A 14,474-nucleotide genomic window follows, 5' to 3' on the forward strand; every position below is an offset into this window, starting at 1 on the left:
ATGCCGCATCCAGATAACAGCGATAACAGGATCGGGAATGACAAAGGGAACCGTCTTCGCAGGGCGACTGGCCGCGTTTATTTGCGCATTTTTTCTATCTTTGCACAGCCACGCTCTTACTCTGTCGGATGACCGCGATAGCTACGACGCTGCGGCCGGCATGCAGTGGCTGACAGATCAAAATCACGCCCTCAGCCCGACCCTGGCATTACAGGCCCTGCTCGCAGGCCAGGGGCAGCAACTGGACACGCCATATCCTTCCCTGGGGTTTCGCGACGGGTTTCAGTGGTTCCTCATCTCCGTGGAAAACAACAGCGCGTTGCCCTACTGGTTTTTGCGTGTGGGGCGCCCCCATCTGGATTACCTGGACATCTACGTCTTTGACAAGGACGGCAACCAAATCAAGCACACCCGCATGGGTGACCGGGTACCCTTCCATAGCCGAGAACTGTCCCACTACCACCTGGTGACACCGCTGACACTGGCCACGAACAGCAAGCATTACCTGCTGTTTCGCGCCCAGGGCAATAACGTGATCGAGCTGCCCGCCACGCTGATGACACCGGCAGCCTTCAACGCCCATGACAACCGGTTTTCGCTTTTCTACGGCCTCTATTTTGGCGCCATCGTCGCCATGTGCCTGTTCAATCTGCTGATCTTCCTGTCCATCCGCGATCCCAGTTATCTGCTTTATGTGCTTTACCTCGGCACCTTCGGCCTTAACCTGTTTACCCGGGAAGGGTTGAGCTACCAATGGCTATGGCCCGACGCCACCCTGTGGAACCATTACTCCCTGCCGGTGCTGAACCTGATGACACTGGCGTTTTCCATGCTGTTCGCCAGCCAGTTTCTGGAGCTGAAGAAACGGGCGCCGCGCATTCACCGCCTGTTGCTGTTCAGCGCCATGGCTCTACTGGTCGCCACGCCGCTGACGTTCCTGAACTTTCATTTTTCCATTCAAGCCACCACCGCCGTGGTCATGCCCTGGCCTTTTGTGGCCATCGCCCTGTCCCTGTGGCTGATCTTCAAGGGCTATAGCCCGGCACGTTATTTCCTGCTCGCCTTTACCGCCGTCGCCACCGCCACGGTGCTTTACGTACTGAAAACCTTTCAGCTGATGGAAGGGGGCTGGCTACTGGAAAATGCCATGCAGCTGGGCACCTTCACCGAAGCCGTGCTGCTGTCCTTCGCGCTGGCGCACAGGATGACGGTATTGAAGAGCGAGAATGCCCGCATTCAGCGCGAGGCCAATGAGGTGCTGGAACAACGCGTGGATGAACGCACCCGGGAACTGAACAGCGCATTGAGTGCGCGCAGCGAATTCCTGGCGGTAATGAGCCATGAGATTCGCACCCCGCTGAACGGCATCATCGGCACCGTGGACATGCTCAAGGGCACGCCGCTGGACGACGACCAGCAGCACAATCTGAATGTGATCGAGCAATCCGGTAACAGCCTGCTCAACCTGATCAACGACATCCTCGATTACTCGCGCATCGAAGCGGGCAAGATGCCCATTGAGCAGACCAGCTTCAGCCTGGAAGATCTTGTCAGCGAATCCCTGGCCCTGTTTCAGCACAAGGCCCACGTGCATTCCAATACCCTGCAAACCGAGCTTGACCGCAACCTGGGTGAGCGCTGCCTGGGCGATCCGGTGCGGCTGCGGCAGATTCTGGTCAACCTGATCGGCAATGCGGTGAAATTCACCAGTAACGGTGTTATCACGGTCATGGCTGAACGGGATGAAAACAACCCGGACTATGTCTACTTTGAAGTCTCCGATTCCGGTATCGGCATTGCCCCGGAGCAACTCAAGCATCTGTTTGATCATTTCCATCAAGGCGACAGCTCCACCAGCAGACGCTACGGTGGCACCGGGCTGGGGCTGGCAATTTGCCGACAACTGGTGGAAATCATGGGCGGCGAAATCGGGGTCTTCAGCCGGCAGAATGAAGGCTCACGGTTCTGGTTCCGCCTGCCGCTACCCGGCACCCATAACGATACTGGCTACCTGCCACAAAGTGAGGACAGCGACTTGCCCAGCCTCTCCGGCGGCCGACTGCTGATCGTGGATGACAACCATATCAACCTGATGGTCGCCGAAGGGCTATGCCAGAAACTGGGCTATGAAACGGAAGTAGCGGAAAGTGGCATGGAGGCCATTGCCGTGTTGATGTCTACTCAGCAGTCGTTTGATCTGATTCTGATGGACTGCGAAATGCCGGACATGGATGGTTTCGAAACCTCACGCTCGATTATCAAACTGCAACAGGAAGGCCGTCTGCCCTGGATTCCGATTGTGGCCCTGACCGCCCACGCCGTGCCGGACAAGATCCACGCCTGCCACGATGCCGGCATGGTGGCTCACCTGGCCAAGCCCATCAACAAGGCACGCCTGTTAGCGACGCTGAAGCAGGTACTGCGCGACCCGGGCAAGGGCTCGCGATAACGCCTGGCGCCCTCTGCGTTAAGTGCGGGACAAGCGATTTGCGCGGACTGGTCCGCGGCGTCTTAATCCAACGCCCCCAGCAAACTATCCACCACCCGCTCCAGGTCATTGAGGGTGGCGCACTGGCGGGCCAGGCGGCAGTGAGGCAAGTAGCGATCCATCACCGCATCACCGCTGTTCCAGCGCCCCCGGGATTCCGGGTTCAGCCACCAGACCTGTTTGACCCGGCGGCGGATGGCCTGCAGCGTTTCAGCACCATCGGGCAGGTAATTGTTACGCGCATCACCGAGAATGATCACCGTGGTGTGAGCATCCAGCTCCCTTTCGCAACGCGCCTGAAAGGCCCGGAACATCTCCGCATAATCAGTGCCACTACCCGACAGACGATCCAGCACCTGCCCCACCGCCACCTCGGGGGAATAACGGGAAAAATCATCGGTAATTTCGTCAAAGCGTGACGCAAAGGCAAAGCTGCGCACCCGTGGCAACACGTCGTTCATGGCGTAGAGAAACTGCAGCAGAAAGCGGGCGGCATCGCTGACCGAACTGGACACATCACAGATCACCATCACCCGCGTCTTGCGGGGCGGTCGACGGCGCCAGAACAGTTTGGCTGGCACGCCGTCATGGCGGATACTCGCCACCATGGTACGACGGGCATCCAGCATTCCCCGCCGGCTGGTTTTCATGCGTCGCTGATGCAGGCTGGCCAGTCGCCGAGCCATCTTGCGCACCAGCGCCTGCACGTCACGAAACTCGCGCAGATCACGAAATGGCACCGCCCGCAGGGTCTGCTCACGCAGGGCTCGGCCCTTGCCGACACCGTGCAACAGAAACTGGCGCCGCACCTGACCAGCCGCCTGCTCACGGACCCGGGCTCGCCACTGCCGCAACTGCTCCGCCCGTGCCTGCTGACTCGGGTTGCCCTGATCCAGCTGCAATACCCGGTCATCCACTGCCCCCATTCCCATGTTCATCAGCAAACGGCGGGAATAGAGCCCTTGCTGGGTAATCACTTCCATCTGCGTGAAGTCCATCTCGGCAGCGGCTTGCGCCATACGTTGCTGCAGCTGCTCCGGCGTACTGGCGAGCAGGGCTTCTGCCTGCTGTTCCTCAGGGGTCTGCGCAGAAGCCGGATCGGCGGCGGGAGCCGGCATCGCCGGCTCCATGTCCCCGGACGGATCGACACCGGAATCCTCGGCCGCGAAGAAACGGGCAAAGGTTTCTTCAAAGGCGGGCCTGTCCTGTTGCTGTTTGACCAGGGTAACGGCCAGCGCATCATGAAAGCGTTGCCGCCGGGCATAGCCCACCAGGGCCGCCGCATCCATGGCCTGGCTGGCTTCATCCGGAGAAATCCGCAACCCGGCCCCACGCAGGGCCTGGACAAATTCGGATAAGCGACGAGTTGGCATCAGCGGTTCCTGAATCCTAGCGCTTACCGAGCTTGCGCAGCCAGGCGGGCAACAATTCCCGGGCCAACGTCACATCCTGCTCGGTCTTCAGCACCAGATTGAGGGTATCGGCCACCTGGGCATGCTCCAGACTGTCCGCGTGCAACAGCACCAGCGCCCGGGCCCAGTCCAGGGTTTCAGAAATGGCCGGCAGTTTTTTCATGTCCTGTTCGCGCAGATGCTGGATAAACGCCACCAGCTGTTCCCGCAGGCGCGCATCCAGATCCGGCACCCGGGTGGCGACGATCTGCGCTTCCAGCTCCGCCGCCGGGTAGGGGATATAGAGATGCAGGCAACGACGCTTGAGCGCATCGGACAGCTCCCGCTGGTCGTTACTGGTGAGCAGCACCAGCGGCTGGTGCTTGGCTTTCACCGTCCCCAGTTCGGGGATGGAAATCTGGAAGTCAGACAGTAGCTCCAGCAGGAAGGCTTCGAACTCCTGGTCGGCCTTGTCGATTTCATCAATGAGCAGCACCGCCGGCTCGTCACTGCGCAGGGCATGCAACAGGGGGCGCGGCTCCAGAAAGGTATCGCTGTAGAAGGCTTCGCCCAGATCCCCCAGCCGCTCCATGCTGGCTTCCAGACTGTCCGTATCAGCAAGCATGCCCCCCAGTTTGTCACGCAACAATTGGGTATAGAGCAGCTGCTTGCCATACTTCCACTCGTACAAGGCCCGGCTTTCATCCAGCCCTTCGTAGCACTGCAAGCGGATCAGTGGCGCCTCAAGAAACGCCGCCGCCGCTTTGGCCAGTTCAGTTTTGCCTACCCCGGGCGGGCCCTCCACCAGCACCGGCTTGTGCAACTGCGCAGCAAGATAGATCGCCAGGGCAATCTGTTCACTACAGATATAGCCCTGCCCGGCAAAACTGCGAGTAATCTCTTCGACGGAATCAATACGGGTTTTCATGGAGGCTCCTGCAACAGAACCCAGAGGGTAGCGCAGGAAGCGCGGGGCGGGAATGACATCTGCACGCATGAGGCATGCAGCAGGTTACCTGGGGCGCGACGCTCAGTGCAGGGTAATATTGTCCGCCAGCACCAGCGGAGCGATCTCGGCCACCTCTTCAACAATAGGCTCACCGTCCAGGCTGCTTACATCAAAGCGCGCGGACGTTACATCGCCATCGATCATGTCCGGGATCGCATCCAGAAAGGCATCCACATGCTCGGAACCAAAATGGATTTCCAGCGCATCCAGATCGCTCCACTGCTGCCAGACCACGATCACCCGCGGCTCATCCGCCTGCAGGTACACCTCGTAAGCCAGACAGCCGTGTTCGCCCCGGGAGGATTTCGCCAACGCCTGCACCAGCTCCAGCGCCTCTGGTTGCTGGTCTTGTTTCACGGGGAAAGAGCCTTTGACGATGATCATGGGGGTCCATTGCGATGGGAAAACGATCATTGTACCACAAACCCGCTCCTGCTGTCCGCTCAGGCCCCGCCGCAGAAGCGTACCGAGTCGCCCAGCGGCACTCGCCCCACCCGGGTGCGGTTGGCCGCCACATCGGCGTTTTCGTAGCCGAAACTGATGCCCAGCACGATGGCGGTGCTGTCCGGAATGCCCAGCAGCTCACGCACATCATCCGGATAGTAGCGCATGCTGCCCTGGGCACAGGCACCCACCCCATGAGCGGTCATGGCCAGCAGCAGAGACTGCACGTACATGCCTACGTCCAGGGCCACGGTAACGCCGAAATCCCGCTCCATGCCGACAAAGGCCACATGGGGGGCATCGAACAGTTCGAAGTTGCGCAGCTCCGCGCGACGGCGGCCCTCCCGGTCTTCCCGGGCGATGCCCATGTTGCCGTAGAGGGCCATGGCGCAATCCACCTGTCGCTCCCGATAGATCCCCTGGAAGCGAGGCAGGCTTTCATAGTCCGGCGCAAAGGGGACGCCCCGGCTGACCTTGTCCACCAAACGCTCACGTAAAGCGTTACGGGTTTCACCACTGGCCACCCATACCTGCCAGGGCTGGATATTGCAGTTGGAAGGGGCGTGCTGGGCCAGCGAAAAAATCGCTTCAAGCTCTGATTGCGAGACTGGCTTGTCGAGAAAACCGCGCACGGAACGGCGCTCGGTAAGCGCATGGGAAAAGGACATGGAATCGGCGTTCATGGGTAACTCCTCTGAATTACCCGCCAGTCTAACCAGACACGAAAAGGGCGACGATGACAGAAACGCTCAGGCCGCTTCGCCGGAAGCCTCACGCATGGCCTGACAGATCTGGTCAATCACCGGGGCCGCAAGCTCCATGCGGCCATCGCAGCCAGCCACGCCAAGACGCCGCGCACAGGCCGGGCAGAGCACATTGAACACCAGCTCATCCCCTTTGCTGCGGGCAGGCAATACCGCCCATTTGTCGCGGCGCGCCTGCTGCCCGATGCGGTGGTAGTAATCCAGATTGATGTCACCACCGGGCTCGAAATCAAAGGTGGCAGGACAGCGGCTGCAATTGAGCCACATGTCATACAGGGCTGCCGCGTCGTAGGGATCCCTGGGATCAAATGACATCGCCACCTCCTGTGGCAATCAAGCGAATGTGAGTCAGTAGTTTTATGCATTTTTTGTCAAAAACCCACGAATCACGTCACATTTGCCTGTTTTTTACACGCCTCAAAGAGCCGGTGAAGGCAGTTAAAGACGCGTGCCCTGAGCCATCATTCGCCCCCCCAGGGCCATCATTTCCAGCTGCAAGCAGGCATGGTCCGCCAGCACCCTGCGCGCGGTTACCGTGTTGTCGAGCATGGAAATGCCAGCGCCGAACATGATCGCAATGGCGGCTTCCGCTTCCTGCTCCGCCGGCACCGGTTCTCGCCCCTGGGACGCCACCGCCTGGCGCACGTCTTCGGCCAGCTCGTCCACCAGTAGCTGCAGTTCACGCTGGATACGCATCCGGTAACGGTCATGGCTGCCCAGCCGCTGCTGCACCAAAAGGCGGAAGTCGTTTTCATAGTCGTTCAGGTAGCGCACAAAGCGCCCTACCAGCTCTTTCACCGCCCGGGCCGGGCCGATTTCGATCATGCTGCGCCGCTCGTATTCCATGGCCGAGCGCAGCCGGAAACAGCAGGAGTCGATCAGTGCCAACCCCAGAGCATCCATGTCCGGAAAATGATTGTAGAGCGAGGTAGCGGCCAGGCCGGACTCCCGGGCCACTTCCCGCAGGCCCAGACTATCCAGACCCCGGCCGCCGGCCATCAGGGTACGGGCCGCTTCCAGAATGCGCTCCCGGGTTTGTCGTTTCTGGCGCTGTCGTGTGGTTTCAGCCATAACATTGTCACTAACGAGTGTTAGTTAAATATTCCCATGAATACCGCTCATCGCGCAACTACATACTGATTACATAATAATCTTTGACAAACAAGTGTTAGCTGAAAGAGAATTCACCTTACAGTTGTAAGGCAAGAAATTTGGCTCTTACCGATCTCACGGCGCATCATCAACTAGCGCTACAACACAGACTGCCCGCTTACAGCGGGCAGCAGGGAAGCAAAAGGGGAAAGCAATGAACTACTTCGTCACCGGTGCCACCGGCTTTATTGGTCGTTTTCTGGTTGGTCGCCTGCTCAAGCGCGAGGACAGCCGGGTATTTGCCCTGGTTCGCTCCGGCTCGGAATACAAGCTGGACGCTCTGCGCCGTCGCCTGGGTGTGGATGCCGATCGTCTGGTGGCCATCCAGGGCGATATCAACGAAAAACTACTGGGTGTCAGCAAGCGGGATCAGGATGACCTGACCGGTCAGGTGGATCACTTCTTTCATCTGGCCGCCATCTATGACCTGACCGCTGACGAAAACACCCAGCGCTACACCAACATCGAAGGAACCCGGCAAACCCTTAAGTTGGCGGAAAAACTGCAGGCCGGCTGTTTCCACCATGTCTCCTCCATTGCTGCCGCAGGGCTTTATAACGGCACCTTTACCGAGGACATGTTCGAAGAGGCCACCGGCCTTAACGACCCTTACCTGCTCACCAAGCACGAGTCCGAGGCACTGGTGCGTCAGGAGAGCAAATTGCCGTGGCGCATCTACCGGCCCTCCATGGTGGTCGGCCATTCCGAGACCGGCGAAATGGACAAGGTCGACGGCCCCTACTACATGTTCAAACTGATCCAGAAGCTCAAGGATGTGCTTCCCAACTGGATGCCGTTGATCGGTGTGGAAGGCGGCCACTTCAACGTGGTGCCGGTAGACTTTGTCGCTGACTCCCTGGACCACATTGCCCACCAGCCGGACCACGATGGCCAGTGTTTCCATCTCACCGCTGATCGTAGCTACAACCTGGGCGAGCTGATGGACATTATTGCCGGTGCCGCTCAAGCCCCGCGCTGGCCGGTGAAACTGGATAACAGCCTGTTCAATGTGGTCCCCGGCTTCGTCAAGAAAGGCGTCAGTGCCATGACCCCGAAGCTGGTGGTCAACACAGTGCTGGAGAACCTGGATATTCCCCCGTCGGCACTGCAGTTTCTTACCTTCCCCACCGAATACGACAACCGTCGAGCCCGGGAGGCCCTGGCCGACAGCAACATCCAGGTACCGGACCTGGAAGGCTATATCCAGCAACTGTGGGATTTCTGGGAGAATCATCTGGACCCGGATCGCGGCGATCGCAAGGATGAACTGCAGCCTCTGCCCACTCTGCCCGAGCGCGTGGACGGCAAGGTAGTGATGGTCACCGGCGCCACCTCCGGCATCGGCAAGGCCACCGCACTGAAACTGGCCCGCGCCGGCGCTACCGTGCTGGTGATTGCCCGCACAGCAGAAAAACTGGAAGAGACCTTGCACGAAATCGACCAGCTGGGCGGCACCGCCCAGGCCTACAGCTGCGACGTGTCAGACCTGAGCAGCGTGGATGATCTGATTCAGCAGGTGATCGCCGACCACGGTCATGTGGATGTGCTGGTCAATAATGCCGGCCGCTCCATCCGTCGCTCCGTAGTGCATTCCTTTGAACGCTTCCACGATTACGAACGCACCATGCAACTCAATTACTTCGGTGCACTGAGACTGATCATGCAGCTGATGCCAGGCATGATTGAGCGTGGTGGCGGCCACGTGATCAACATTTCCAGCATCGGCGTACTCACCAATGCGCCGCGCTTCTCCGCCTATGTGGCGTCGAAAGCCGCCCTGGATGCGTTCACCCGCTGCGCCTCCAGCGAACTGGCCCATGAGGGCATTCGCTTTACCACCATCAACATGCCGCTGGTGCGCACCCCGATGATCGCGCCCACCAAGATCTATAATCATGTGCCCACCATCAGCCCGGCCCAGGCAGCAGACATGATCTGCGATGCCATCGTGCGCCAGCCCAAGCGCATCGCCACCAACCTTGGCGTGATGGGTCAGGTGATGCACTTCCTGACTCCCAAGGTCACCGAGACCATCATGAATACCGGCTACAAGTTATTCTCGGATTCCTCCGCGGCCCTGGGCGACAAGGAAAGCTCACCGAAGAAGATCCGCCGCGAACAGGCAGCCTTTTCGCGTCTCTTCAAAGGCATCCACTGGTAAGCCCCCTTCCGGTCACCGGCATCTGTCGGTGACCGCTTTTCTCTGTGCACTGCACAGCCGCGCTATACCCACTTGTTCACTGCCAAAATGTACGCTTTTTTCCCTAATGAAAAAGCCATACAAAATAGCCATCCCACTCACTGAAAAAACTGAGGGAAAAATTCACCCACCCGCCGGACTCTCACGCTTCTTTCACGGTGCTACATTTTGTGATGCATCTCACAAAAAGGTTGTTTATCCCCTATGTCTATCCCAACGGTTTACTGACCCAGTCACGCAGTTGAGCCAGTAACCGCGACCCAGCAAGGAGTCTGGTCATGGTTACCTACCCTAAATCCCTGTTTACAGCCCTTTGGCTATTTCTCTTCTCAGCACTACTGGCAAGTTGTGGCGGTGGCGGCAGCTCCAGCAGCGGCCTCTCCGCCGAAGCACGATCGGCAGCCAGCAAGATTGACCCCAGCGAACCCTGTCGCACCCTGTTCGCCGGGCAAACGATCGATGTGGGCACCGTCTGCCTGGAAACCGACGCCCACTTTCTCTACATCACCTATGAAACCACTGGCGGCTGGCTCCTCAACGAGGTCCACCTGTTTGTCGGAGAATCCCTGGATGACATGCCGCAGACCAATAACGGCAACCCGATTCCCGGGCAGTTCCCCTACACCGCCGAGGACCTGGACACCGACAGTTTCCAGTTCAAGATCCCCCTGGATGACCTGACAGCCGAATGCGGTGATCTGGTTGCACTGGCGGCCCATGCCGCTGTCAGCAAGACCGACGGCGACACCACGCAGGAGGAAACCGCCTGGGCAGATGGCGATCGCATTATCGAACGCGGCAACTGGGCCACCTGGAGTGAGTACCTGATCGACTGCGAGGATGACGATCCGCCCCCGCCGGTATGCCCGGGTGCTGAAACCGCCTATGGCGTTGGCGACAAGACCTTCGAGGAACTGGGCTTCGGCAACTGGGGTTGGCAGATCACCGTGCTGCCCGGTGACGACAGCAGCGTGGATCTGTACGCCGGCGCAGGCCAGCATGACCTCAGCAAGGGCACCCATGTGGGCACCGTCAGTTACACCTACGACGGCAGCTTCCTGCATCTGACCTATGAAACCTTCGAAGGCTTCGGCCTGCTGGAGGCCCATGTCTATGCAGGGGCAGAAGAACTGCCCACCAATGCACCGGGGCTGTTCGGCAACACCCAGGAGCCACTGGAACCCACCAGCATGCTGAACTTCACCATCCCGGTGGAAGCCGACCCGCTTTATGTGGCCGCCCATGCGGTGGTCGTGGGTACCGACTGTGAACCGGAAGAAGATCCACCTGCAGAGGAGACCGAGCAATAATCGGCAAGTCGCTGCCCCGTTGCTTGCCGACGGGGCAGCCATCAATCTGAAGAGGCATAAAGAAAGGCCCCGGAGACCGGGGCCAAAACGTTTCCGGAGACAACCGGAAGCATACGCAGCGGGATCATATCCCGCTGCTATCCTCTCTCCTTACCCCCTTCCCCGCCTTGATCGACATCAAGGTTTTTGCCCGCAGCCACAATCAGTCGCTGTCAGTGAAGACAAGCAGGCATTCTCGTGCTGACTACACTGAAGCCATGGGACAACTCACACTTCGCCAACACCGCACCGCCATCGCCCTGTGCCGCGCACTTTTTCCCTCCGGGGAAACACTACCGGCAGCGGATACCGATGCCCTGCTCGGCAGGATGGATGCGCACCTGGCCGGCCATCCGGCCCTGCAACGCAGCCTGAAAGCCGGCTTGCTATGGCTGGACAACCGCCACCGACTGGTACGGGGCCAGGCCTTTCATCGAGCCAGCGCGGCCCGCCAGGCCCGCTTTATCGACAAGCTGGCCGCCACTACGGTGTCCGGAAAACTGCTACGCCTGCTGGCCCTGCCCTTCAAGGCCGCCTATGTACTGGATGACCAGGTGGCGCAGGCCGCTGGCTGCCGGGAACCGGTACAACTGCCCGCCCAGATCGAAACCTTTCGCTGGCAACAGCAGATCACTGCCGCCCGGGACTGCGAGGAAGACCTGACCCTGGAAGCGGATGTAGTCATCCTGGGCAGCGGCGCCGGTGGTGCTGCAGCGGCCTACGAGCTGGCCTGCCGCGGCCTGGCAGTGGTGATCATCGAGGAAGGCCAGTATTACGACCGCAGCCACTTCAATGGCAAACTCACCGAGGTGATTCCCAAGCTCTACCGTAGCTGGGGGGCCACCGTGGCCACCGGCAACGCCATCATTCCGGTACCGGTAGGGTGCAATGTGGGCGGCACCACCACCATCAATTCCGGCACCTGTATGCGCACCCCGCCATCGGTACTGGCCCGCTGGCGGGAGCAGGGGCTGCATGATTTCACCGAACAAAGTCTGGCCCCCTGGTTCGAGGGCGTGGAGCGCATGCTCTGTGTGCAGCAGGCGACGGCAGAGACAGTCGGCCCCATTGGCGACATCATCGATCAGGGCGCCGCCGCCAACGGGTTTCTGAAACGCCAGCCGCTGATGCGCAATGCTCAGGGCTGTGACGGCCAGGGGCTGTGCCAGTTCGGCTGCCCCACGGATGCCAAGCAATCCACCAACGTCAGCTATATCCCCCGGGCTCTGGAACGGGGCGCCTTCCTGTTCAGCGGCTTCCGGGCCGAGCGGCTGCAGCGCCAGGGCAATCGCATTACCGGCGTCACCGCCCGCGGCACCAATGCCGCCGGCAATACGGTGACCCTGAAGCTGACCAGCCAGCGCACTATTGTTGCCATGGGCAGCCTGTTCACCCCCCTGTTCCTGCAACAGCAGGGCGTGCGCAATCCGCACCTGGGCCGCCACCTGACCCTGCACCCGGCGGGGGTGGTCAATGCCCTCTTTCCACAACAGGATATGGCCAACGGTCGCAGCATTCCCCAGGGCTACGGGGTATCGGACTGGGACGAACAGGGCCTGATGTTCGAAGGCGGCACCATCCCCCTGGCTGGGCACAGCCTTCTCAACCCCCTGTTCGGACAGGATTGGGTGCGCTTTACCGAAGACTACCCACACACCGCCTACTTCGGCTTCATGATCCGCGATACCAGCGAAGGACGGGTGCGCCGGGGGCCCCATCGGGGCCTGCCGCTGATCCGCTACCATATGAACCGGCAGGACTTTGCCCTGTTCAAGCGCGGCATCCATGCCCTGGCCTGCTGGTATCTGGACGCCGGCGCCGAGCAGGTACTGATCCCCGGTCTCAACCGCATCGTGCGTATCCACAACCGCACCGAGCTGGAACGCTTTCTGGGCTCGCCACTGAAACCCACTGACTTCCTGATCAGCGCCTATCACCCATTGGGCACTGCCCGCATTGCCGCCTCTCCCCGACAGGGCGTCTGCGACAGCGATCACCGGGTATTCGATAACCCGGGCCTGTATGTGATGGATGGCGCCAGCGTGCCTACCAGCCTGGGCGCCAATCCCCAGGTCACCATCATGGCCATGGCCAGCCGGGCCGCCGACATCCTCGCCCGGGAGCTGCTCGACGATATGGATTCCACCCACACACCACCACAAGGAGAATGCGCATGACTTTGGGCCTGTTACTCAAGGAGCGTATGAGCGGTTGGCTGCAACTTAACAGCCAGGACCGCCAGCAACCCTTCGCCTTCCAGATTCGCGCCTTTACCACCCGCATCTTCAGCGTCAGCGCCCCGCGTTACTTTCGCGGCACTGTCAGCCTGGACGGACAGGACTTCCCCTGCGAAGGGGAGCTGACCATCCACCTGAACGGCCCCCATTACTGGCTGACCTTCAACCACCCGGAACTGGGCCAGCTGCGCGTGGAGGGCAAGAAGCAGTACGGTCTTAACGGCCTGCTGGCATCCCTGATCACCTGCCCGATGACGGTCTGCCGGAACCAGCAGACCATTGGCCAGGCGGAAGTGGCCTACCGGGAAAGCATGCTGGCCTTTCCCTTCACCGCCCTGCGCCTGGTGGACGAACAGCAGGCTTACCAGCAAGATCAGGGCGTCGGTTCGTCCCGCTGATCGGAATACCCAGGAGCCCCGCATGATTCCCTACTACGGCCTGCAGGCACCGCCCAAAGGCGGCCACTACGAATCCTGGTTTGTGCGCGCCAATCACCCGCACAAACCCCAGGCCATCTGGATTCGCTACACCTTGTTCCGCGCCCGGGATCAGCGCCCGGCACTGGGTGAAGTGTGGGCAGTGTGGAGTGACGGTGCCCGGCAGCAGACTCATGCGTTCAAAGAAGCGTTCCCCCTGGCACAGTGCCACTTCAGCACCACACAGATGCAGGTGGACGCCGGCAACAACCACTTGCAGCCCGGCGCCCTGCAGGGACAGCTACACCGGGGCAACGATCAACTGAGCTGGAATCTGCACTACGATGACGGCGAGGCGCCGTTGCTGTTTCTGCCGGAGAGCTTCTATAAACGCCCCCTGCCCAAGGCCAAGTCCCTGGTCAGCCGTCCTCATATTCGCCTCAGCGGCACCCTGACCCTGAACGGGGAAACCATCGTGCTGGACCAGTGGCCCGGCAGCGAAAACCATAACTGGGGGAGCCAGCATACCGACCGCTATGCCTGGGGCCAGGTGGTGGGCTTCGACAATGCACCGGGGGCCTTTCTGGAATGCGCCACGGCCCAGGTGAAAGTGGGTCCGCTATACAGCCCGCAATTGTCCATTGCCGCCCTGCGACTGGACGGGGAAACCCTGCTGTTCAACAGCCTGTCCCGTGCCCTGCGCGCCAACGCGGACTACCGTCCTTTCCAGTGGGCCCTGCAGACCGGTAACGGCGATGCTCGGTTAAGCATCAACATGACCACGGTGGTAGACAGAGTGGCCGCACTGACCTATTACAACCCGCCCGGCGGCAACAAGATCTGTCTGAACAGCAAACTGGCCAGCGTCACCGTCAGCCTGTCCCGACGCGGACAACCAGAACGGATACTGCACAGCGCCCACGGCGGGGCGTTTGAAATCCTCACAGACCGGTTACCGGGTGGGATGGCTCTGCAGATCTAGGCTGAGCCGTTCGCCTTGTGAAGCCTACAACGACTCGCCGCC

Annotated in this window: 12 protein-coding genes; 6 read left to right on the forward strand and 6 right to left on the reverse strand. The window is 60.4% G+C overall.

Going from position 1 to position 14,474, the window contains the following annotated elements; all coding sequences use genetic code 11:
- Positions 1–37: 37 nt before the first annotated feature.
- Positions 38–2,449, forward strand: coding sequence for a hybrid sensor histidine kinase/response regulator (locus Q0Y02_RS07995; RefSeq protein ID WP_297766792.1), 2,412 nt, complete (start codon positions 38–40; stop codon positions 2,447–2,449).
- 62 nt (positions 2,450–2,511) lie between these two features.
- Here Q0Y02_RS07995 and Q0Y02_RS08000 read toward each other — a convergent pair whose 3' ends face one another.
- From Q0Y02_RS08000 to Q0Y02_RS08025, 6 genes are all read right to left on the reverse strand, one after another.
- Complete coding sequence (locus Q0Y02_RS08000) at positions 2,512–3,861, reverse strand: VWA domain-containing protein (protein WP_272962078.1); 1,350 nt, start codon at positions 3,859–3,861, stop codon at positions 2,512–2,514.
- Between the two features lie 16 nt (positions 3,862–3,877).
- Positions 3,878–4,807, reverse strand: coding sequence for a MoxR family ATPase (locus tag Q0Y02_RS08005; protein WP_035249998.1), 930 nt, complete (start codon positions 4,805–4,807; stop codon positions 3,878–3,880).
- Between the two features lie 102 nt (positions 4,808–4,909).
- The gene (locus Q0Y02_RS08010; protein WP_297766795.1) at positions 4,910–5,302 is read right to left on the reverse strand and encodes a putative quinol monooxygenase; all 393 of its coding nucleotides are present in this window, start codon (positions 5,300–5,302) and stop codon (positions 4,910–4,912) included.
- Between the two features lie 29 nt (positions 5,303–5,331).
- On the reverse strand, positions 5,332–6,015 hold the full coding sequence (locus tag Q0Y02_RS08015; RefSeq protein WP_297766797.1) for a nitroreductase: 684 nt from the start codon (positions 6,013–6,015) through the stop codon (positions 5,332–5,334).
- 66 nt (positions 6,016–6,081) lie between these two features.
- The gene (locus tag Q0Y02_RS08020; protein WP_272962253.1) at positions 6,082–6,411 is read right to left on the reverse strand and encodes a hypothetical protein; all 330 of its coding nucleotides are present in this window, start codon (positions 6,409–6,411) and stop codon (positions 6,082–6,084) included.
- 123 nt (positions 6,412–6,534) lie between these two features.
- Positions 6,535–7,167 (reverse strand): TetR family transcriptional regulator, encoded by a 633-nt coding sequence (locus Q0Y02_RS08025; protein WP_272962254.1) that lies wholly within the window; start codon positions 7,165–7,167, stop codon positions 6,535–6,537.
- 235 nt (positions 7,168–7,402) lie between these two features.
- Here Q0Y02_RS08025 and Q0Y02_RS08030 point away from each other — a divergent pair, with 235 nt between their 5' ends.
- The 5 genes from Q0Y02_RS08030 to Q0Y02_RS08050 all read left to right on the forward strand — a co-directional run bounded on the left by Q0Y02_RS08030 (position 7,403) and on the right by Q0Y02_RS08050 (position 14,432).
- Positions 7,403–9,409, forward strand: a complete 2,007-nt coding sequence (locus Q0Y02_RS08030) for an SDR family oxidoreductase (RefSeq protein WP_297766800.1) — start codon at positions 7,403–7,405, stop codon at positions 9,407–9,409.
- Positions 9,410–9,726: 317 nt separating this feature from the next.
- Positions 9,727–10,758, forward strand: coding sequence for a hypothetical protein (locus tag Q0Y02_RS08035; RefSeq protein ID WP_297766802.1), 1,032 nt, complete (start codon positions 9,727–9,729; stop codon positions 10,756–10,758).
- 257 nt (positions 10,759–11,015) lie between these two features.
- On the forward strand, positions 11,016–12,974 hold the full coding sequence (locus tag Q0Y02_RS08040) for a GMC family oxidoreductase (protein ID WP_297766804.1): 1,959 nt from the start codon (positions 11,016–11,018) through the stop codon (positions 12,972–12,974).
- Positions 12,971–13,432 (forward strand): hypothetical protein, encoded by a 462-nt coding sequence (locus tag Q0Y02_RS08045; protein WP_297766806.1) that lies wholly within the window; start codon positions 12,971–12,973, stop codon positions 13,430–13,432. The genes Q0Y02_RS08040 and Q0Y02_RS08045 overlap by 4 nt, the downstream gene beginning before the upstream one ends.
- Before the next feature lie 22 nt (positions 13,433–13,454).
- Complete coding sequence (locus tag Q0Y02_RS08050) at positions 13,455–14,432, forward strand: hypothetical protein (RefSeq protein ID WP_297766807.1); 978 nt, start codon at positions 13,455–13,457, stop codon at positions 14,430–14,432.
- Positions 14,433–14,474 lie beyond the last annotated feature (42 nt).

Source organism: uncultured Alcanivorax sp. (assembly GCF_947258575.1).
Lineage (GTDB): Bacteria > Pseudomonadota > Gammaproteobacteria > Pseudomonadales > Alcanivoracaceae > Alcanivorax.

Coding starts and splice junctions, on each gene's coding strand:
- Q0Y02_RS07995 (WP_297766792.1), top strand. CDS start 38: ATGACAAAGGGAACCGTCTTCGCAGGGCGACTGGCCGCGTTTATTTGC.
- Q0Y02_RS08000 (WP_272962078.1), bottom strand. CDS start 3,861: ATGCCAACTCGTCGCTTATCCGAATTTGTCCAGGCCCTGCGTGGGGCC.
- Q0Y02_RS08005 (WP_035249998.1), bottom strand. CDS start 4,807: ATGAAAACCCGTATTGATTCCGTCGAAGAGATTACTCGCAGTTTTGCC.
- Q0Y02_RS08010 (WP_297766795.1), bottom strand. CDS start 5,302: ATGATCGTTTTCCCATCGCAATGGACCCCCATGATCATCGTCAAAGGC.
- Q0Y02_RS08015 (WP_297766797.1), bottom strand. CDS start 6,015: ATGAACGCCGATTCCATGTCCTTTTCCCATGCGCTTACCGAGCGCCGT.
- Q0Y02_RS08020 (WP_272962253.1), bottom strand. CDS start 6,411: ATGTCATTTGATCCCAGGGATCCCTACGACGCGGCAGCCCTGTATGAC.
- Q0Y02_RS08025 (WP_272962254.1), bottom strand. CDS start 7,167: ATGGCTGAAACCACACGACAGCGCCAGAAACGACAAACCCGGGAGCGC.
- Q0Y02_RS08030 (WP_297766800.1), top strand. CDS start 7,403: ATGAACTACTTCGTCACCGGTGCCACCGGCTTTATTGGTCGTTTTCTG.
- Q0Y02_RS08035 (WP_297766802.1), top strand. CDS start 9,727: ATGGTTACCTACCCTAAATCCCTGTTTACAGCCCTTTGGCTATTTCTC.
- Q0Y02_RS08040 (WP_297766804.1), top strand. CDS start 11,016: ATGGGACAACTCACACTTCGCCAACACCGCACCGCCATCGCCCTGTGC.
- Q0Y02_RS08045 (WP_297766806.1), top strand. CDS start 12,971: ATGACTTTGGGCCTGTTACTCAAGGAGCGTATGAGCGGTTGGCTGCAA.
- Q0Y02_RS08050 (WP_297766807.1), top strand. CDS start 13,455: ATGATTCCCTACTACGGCCTGCAGGCACCGCCCAAAGGCGGCCACTAC.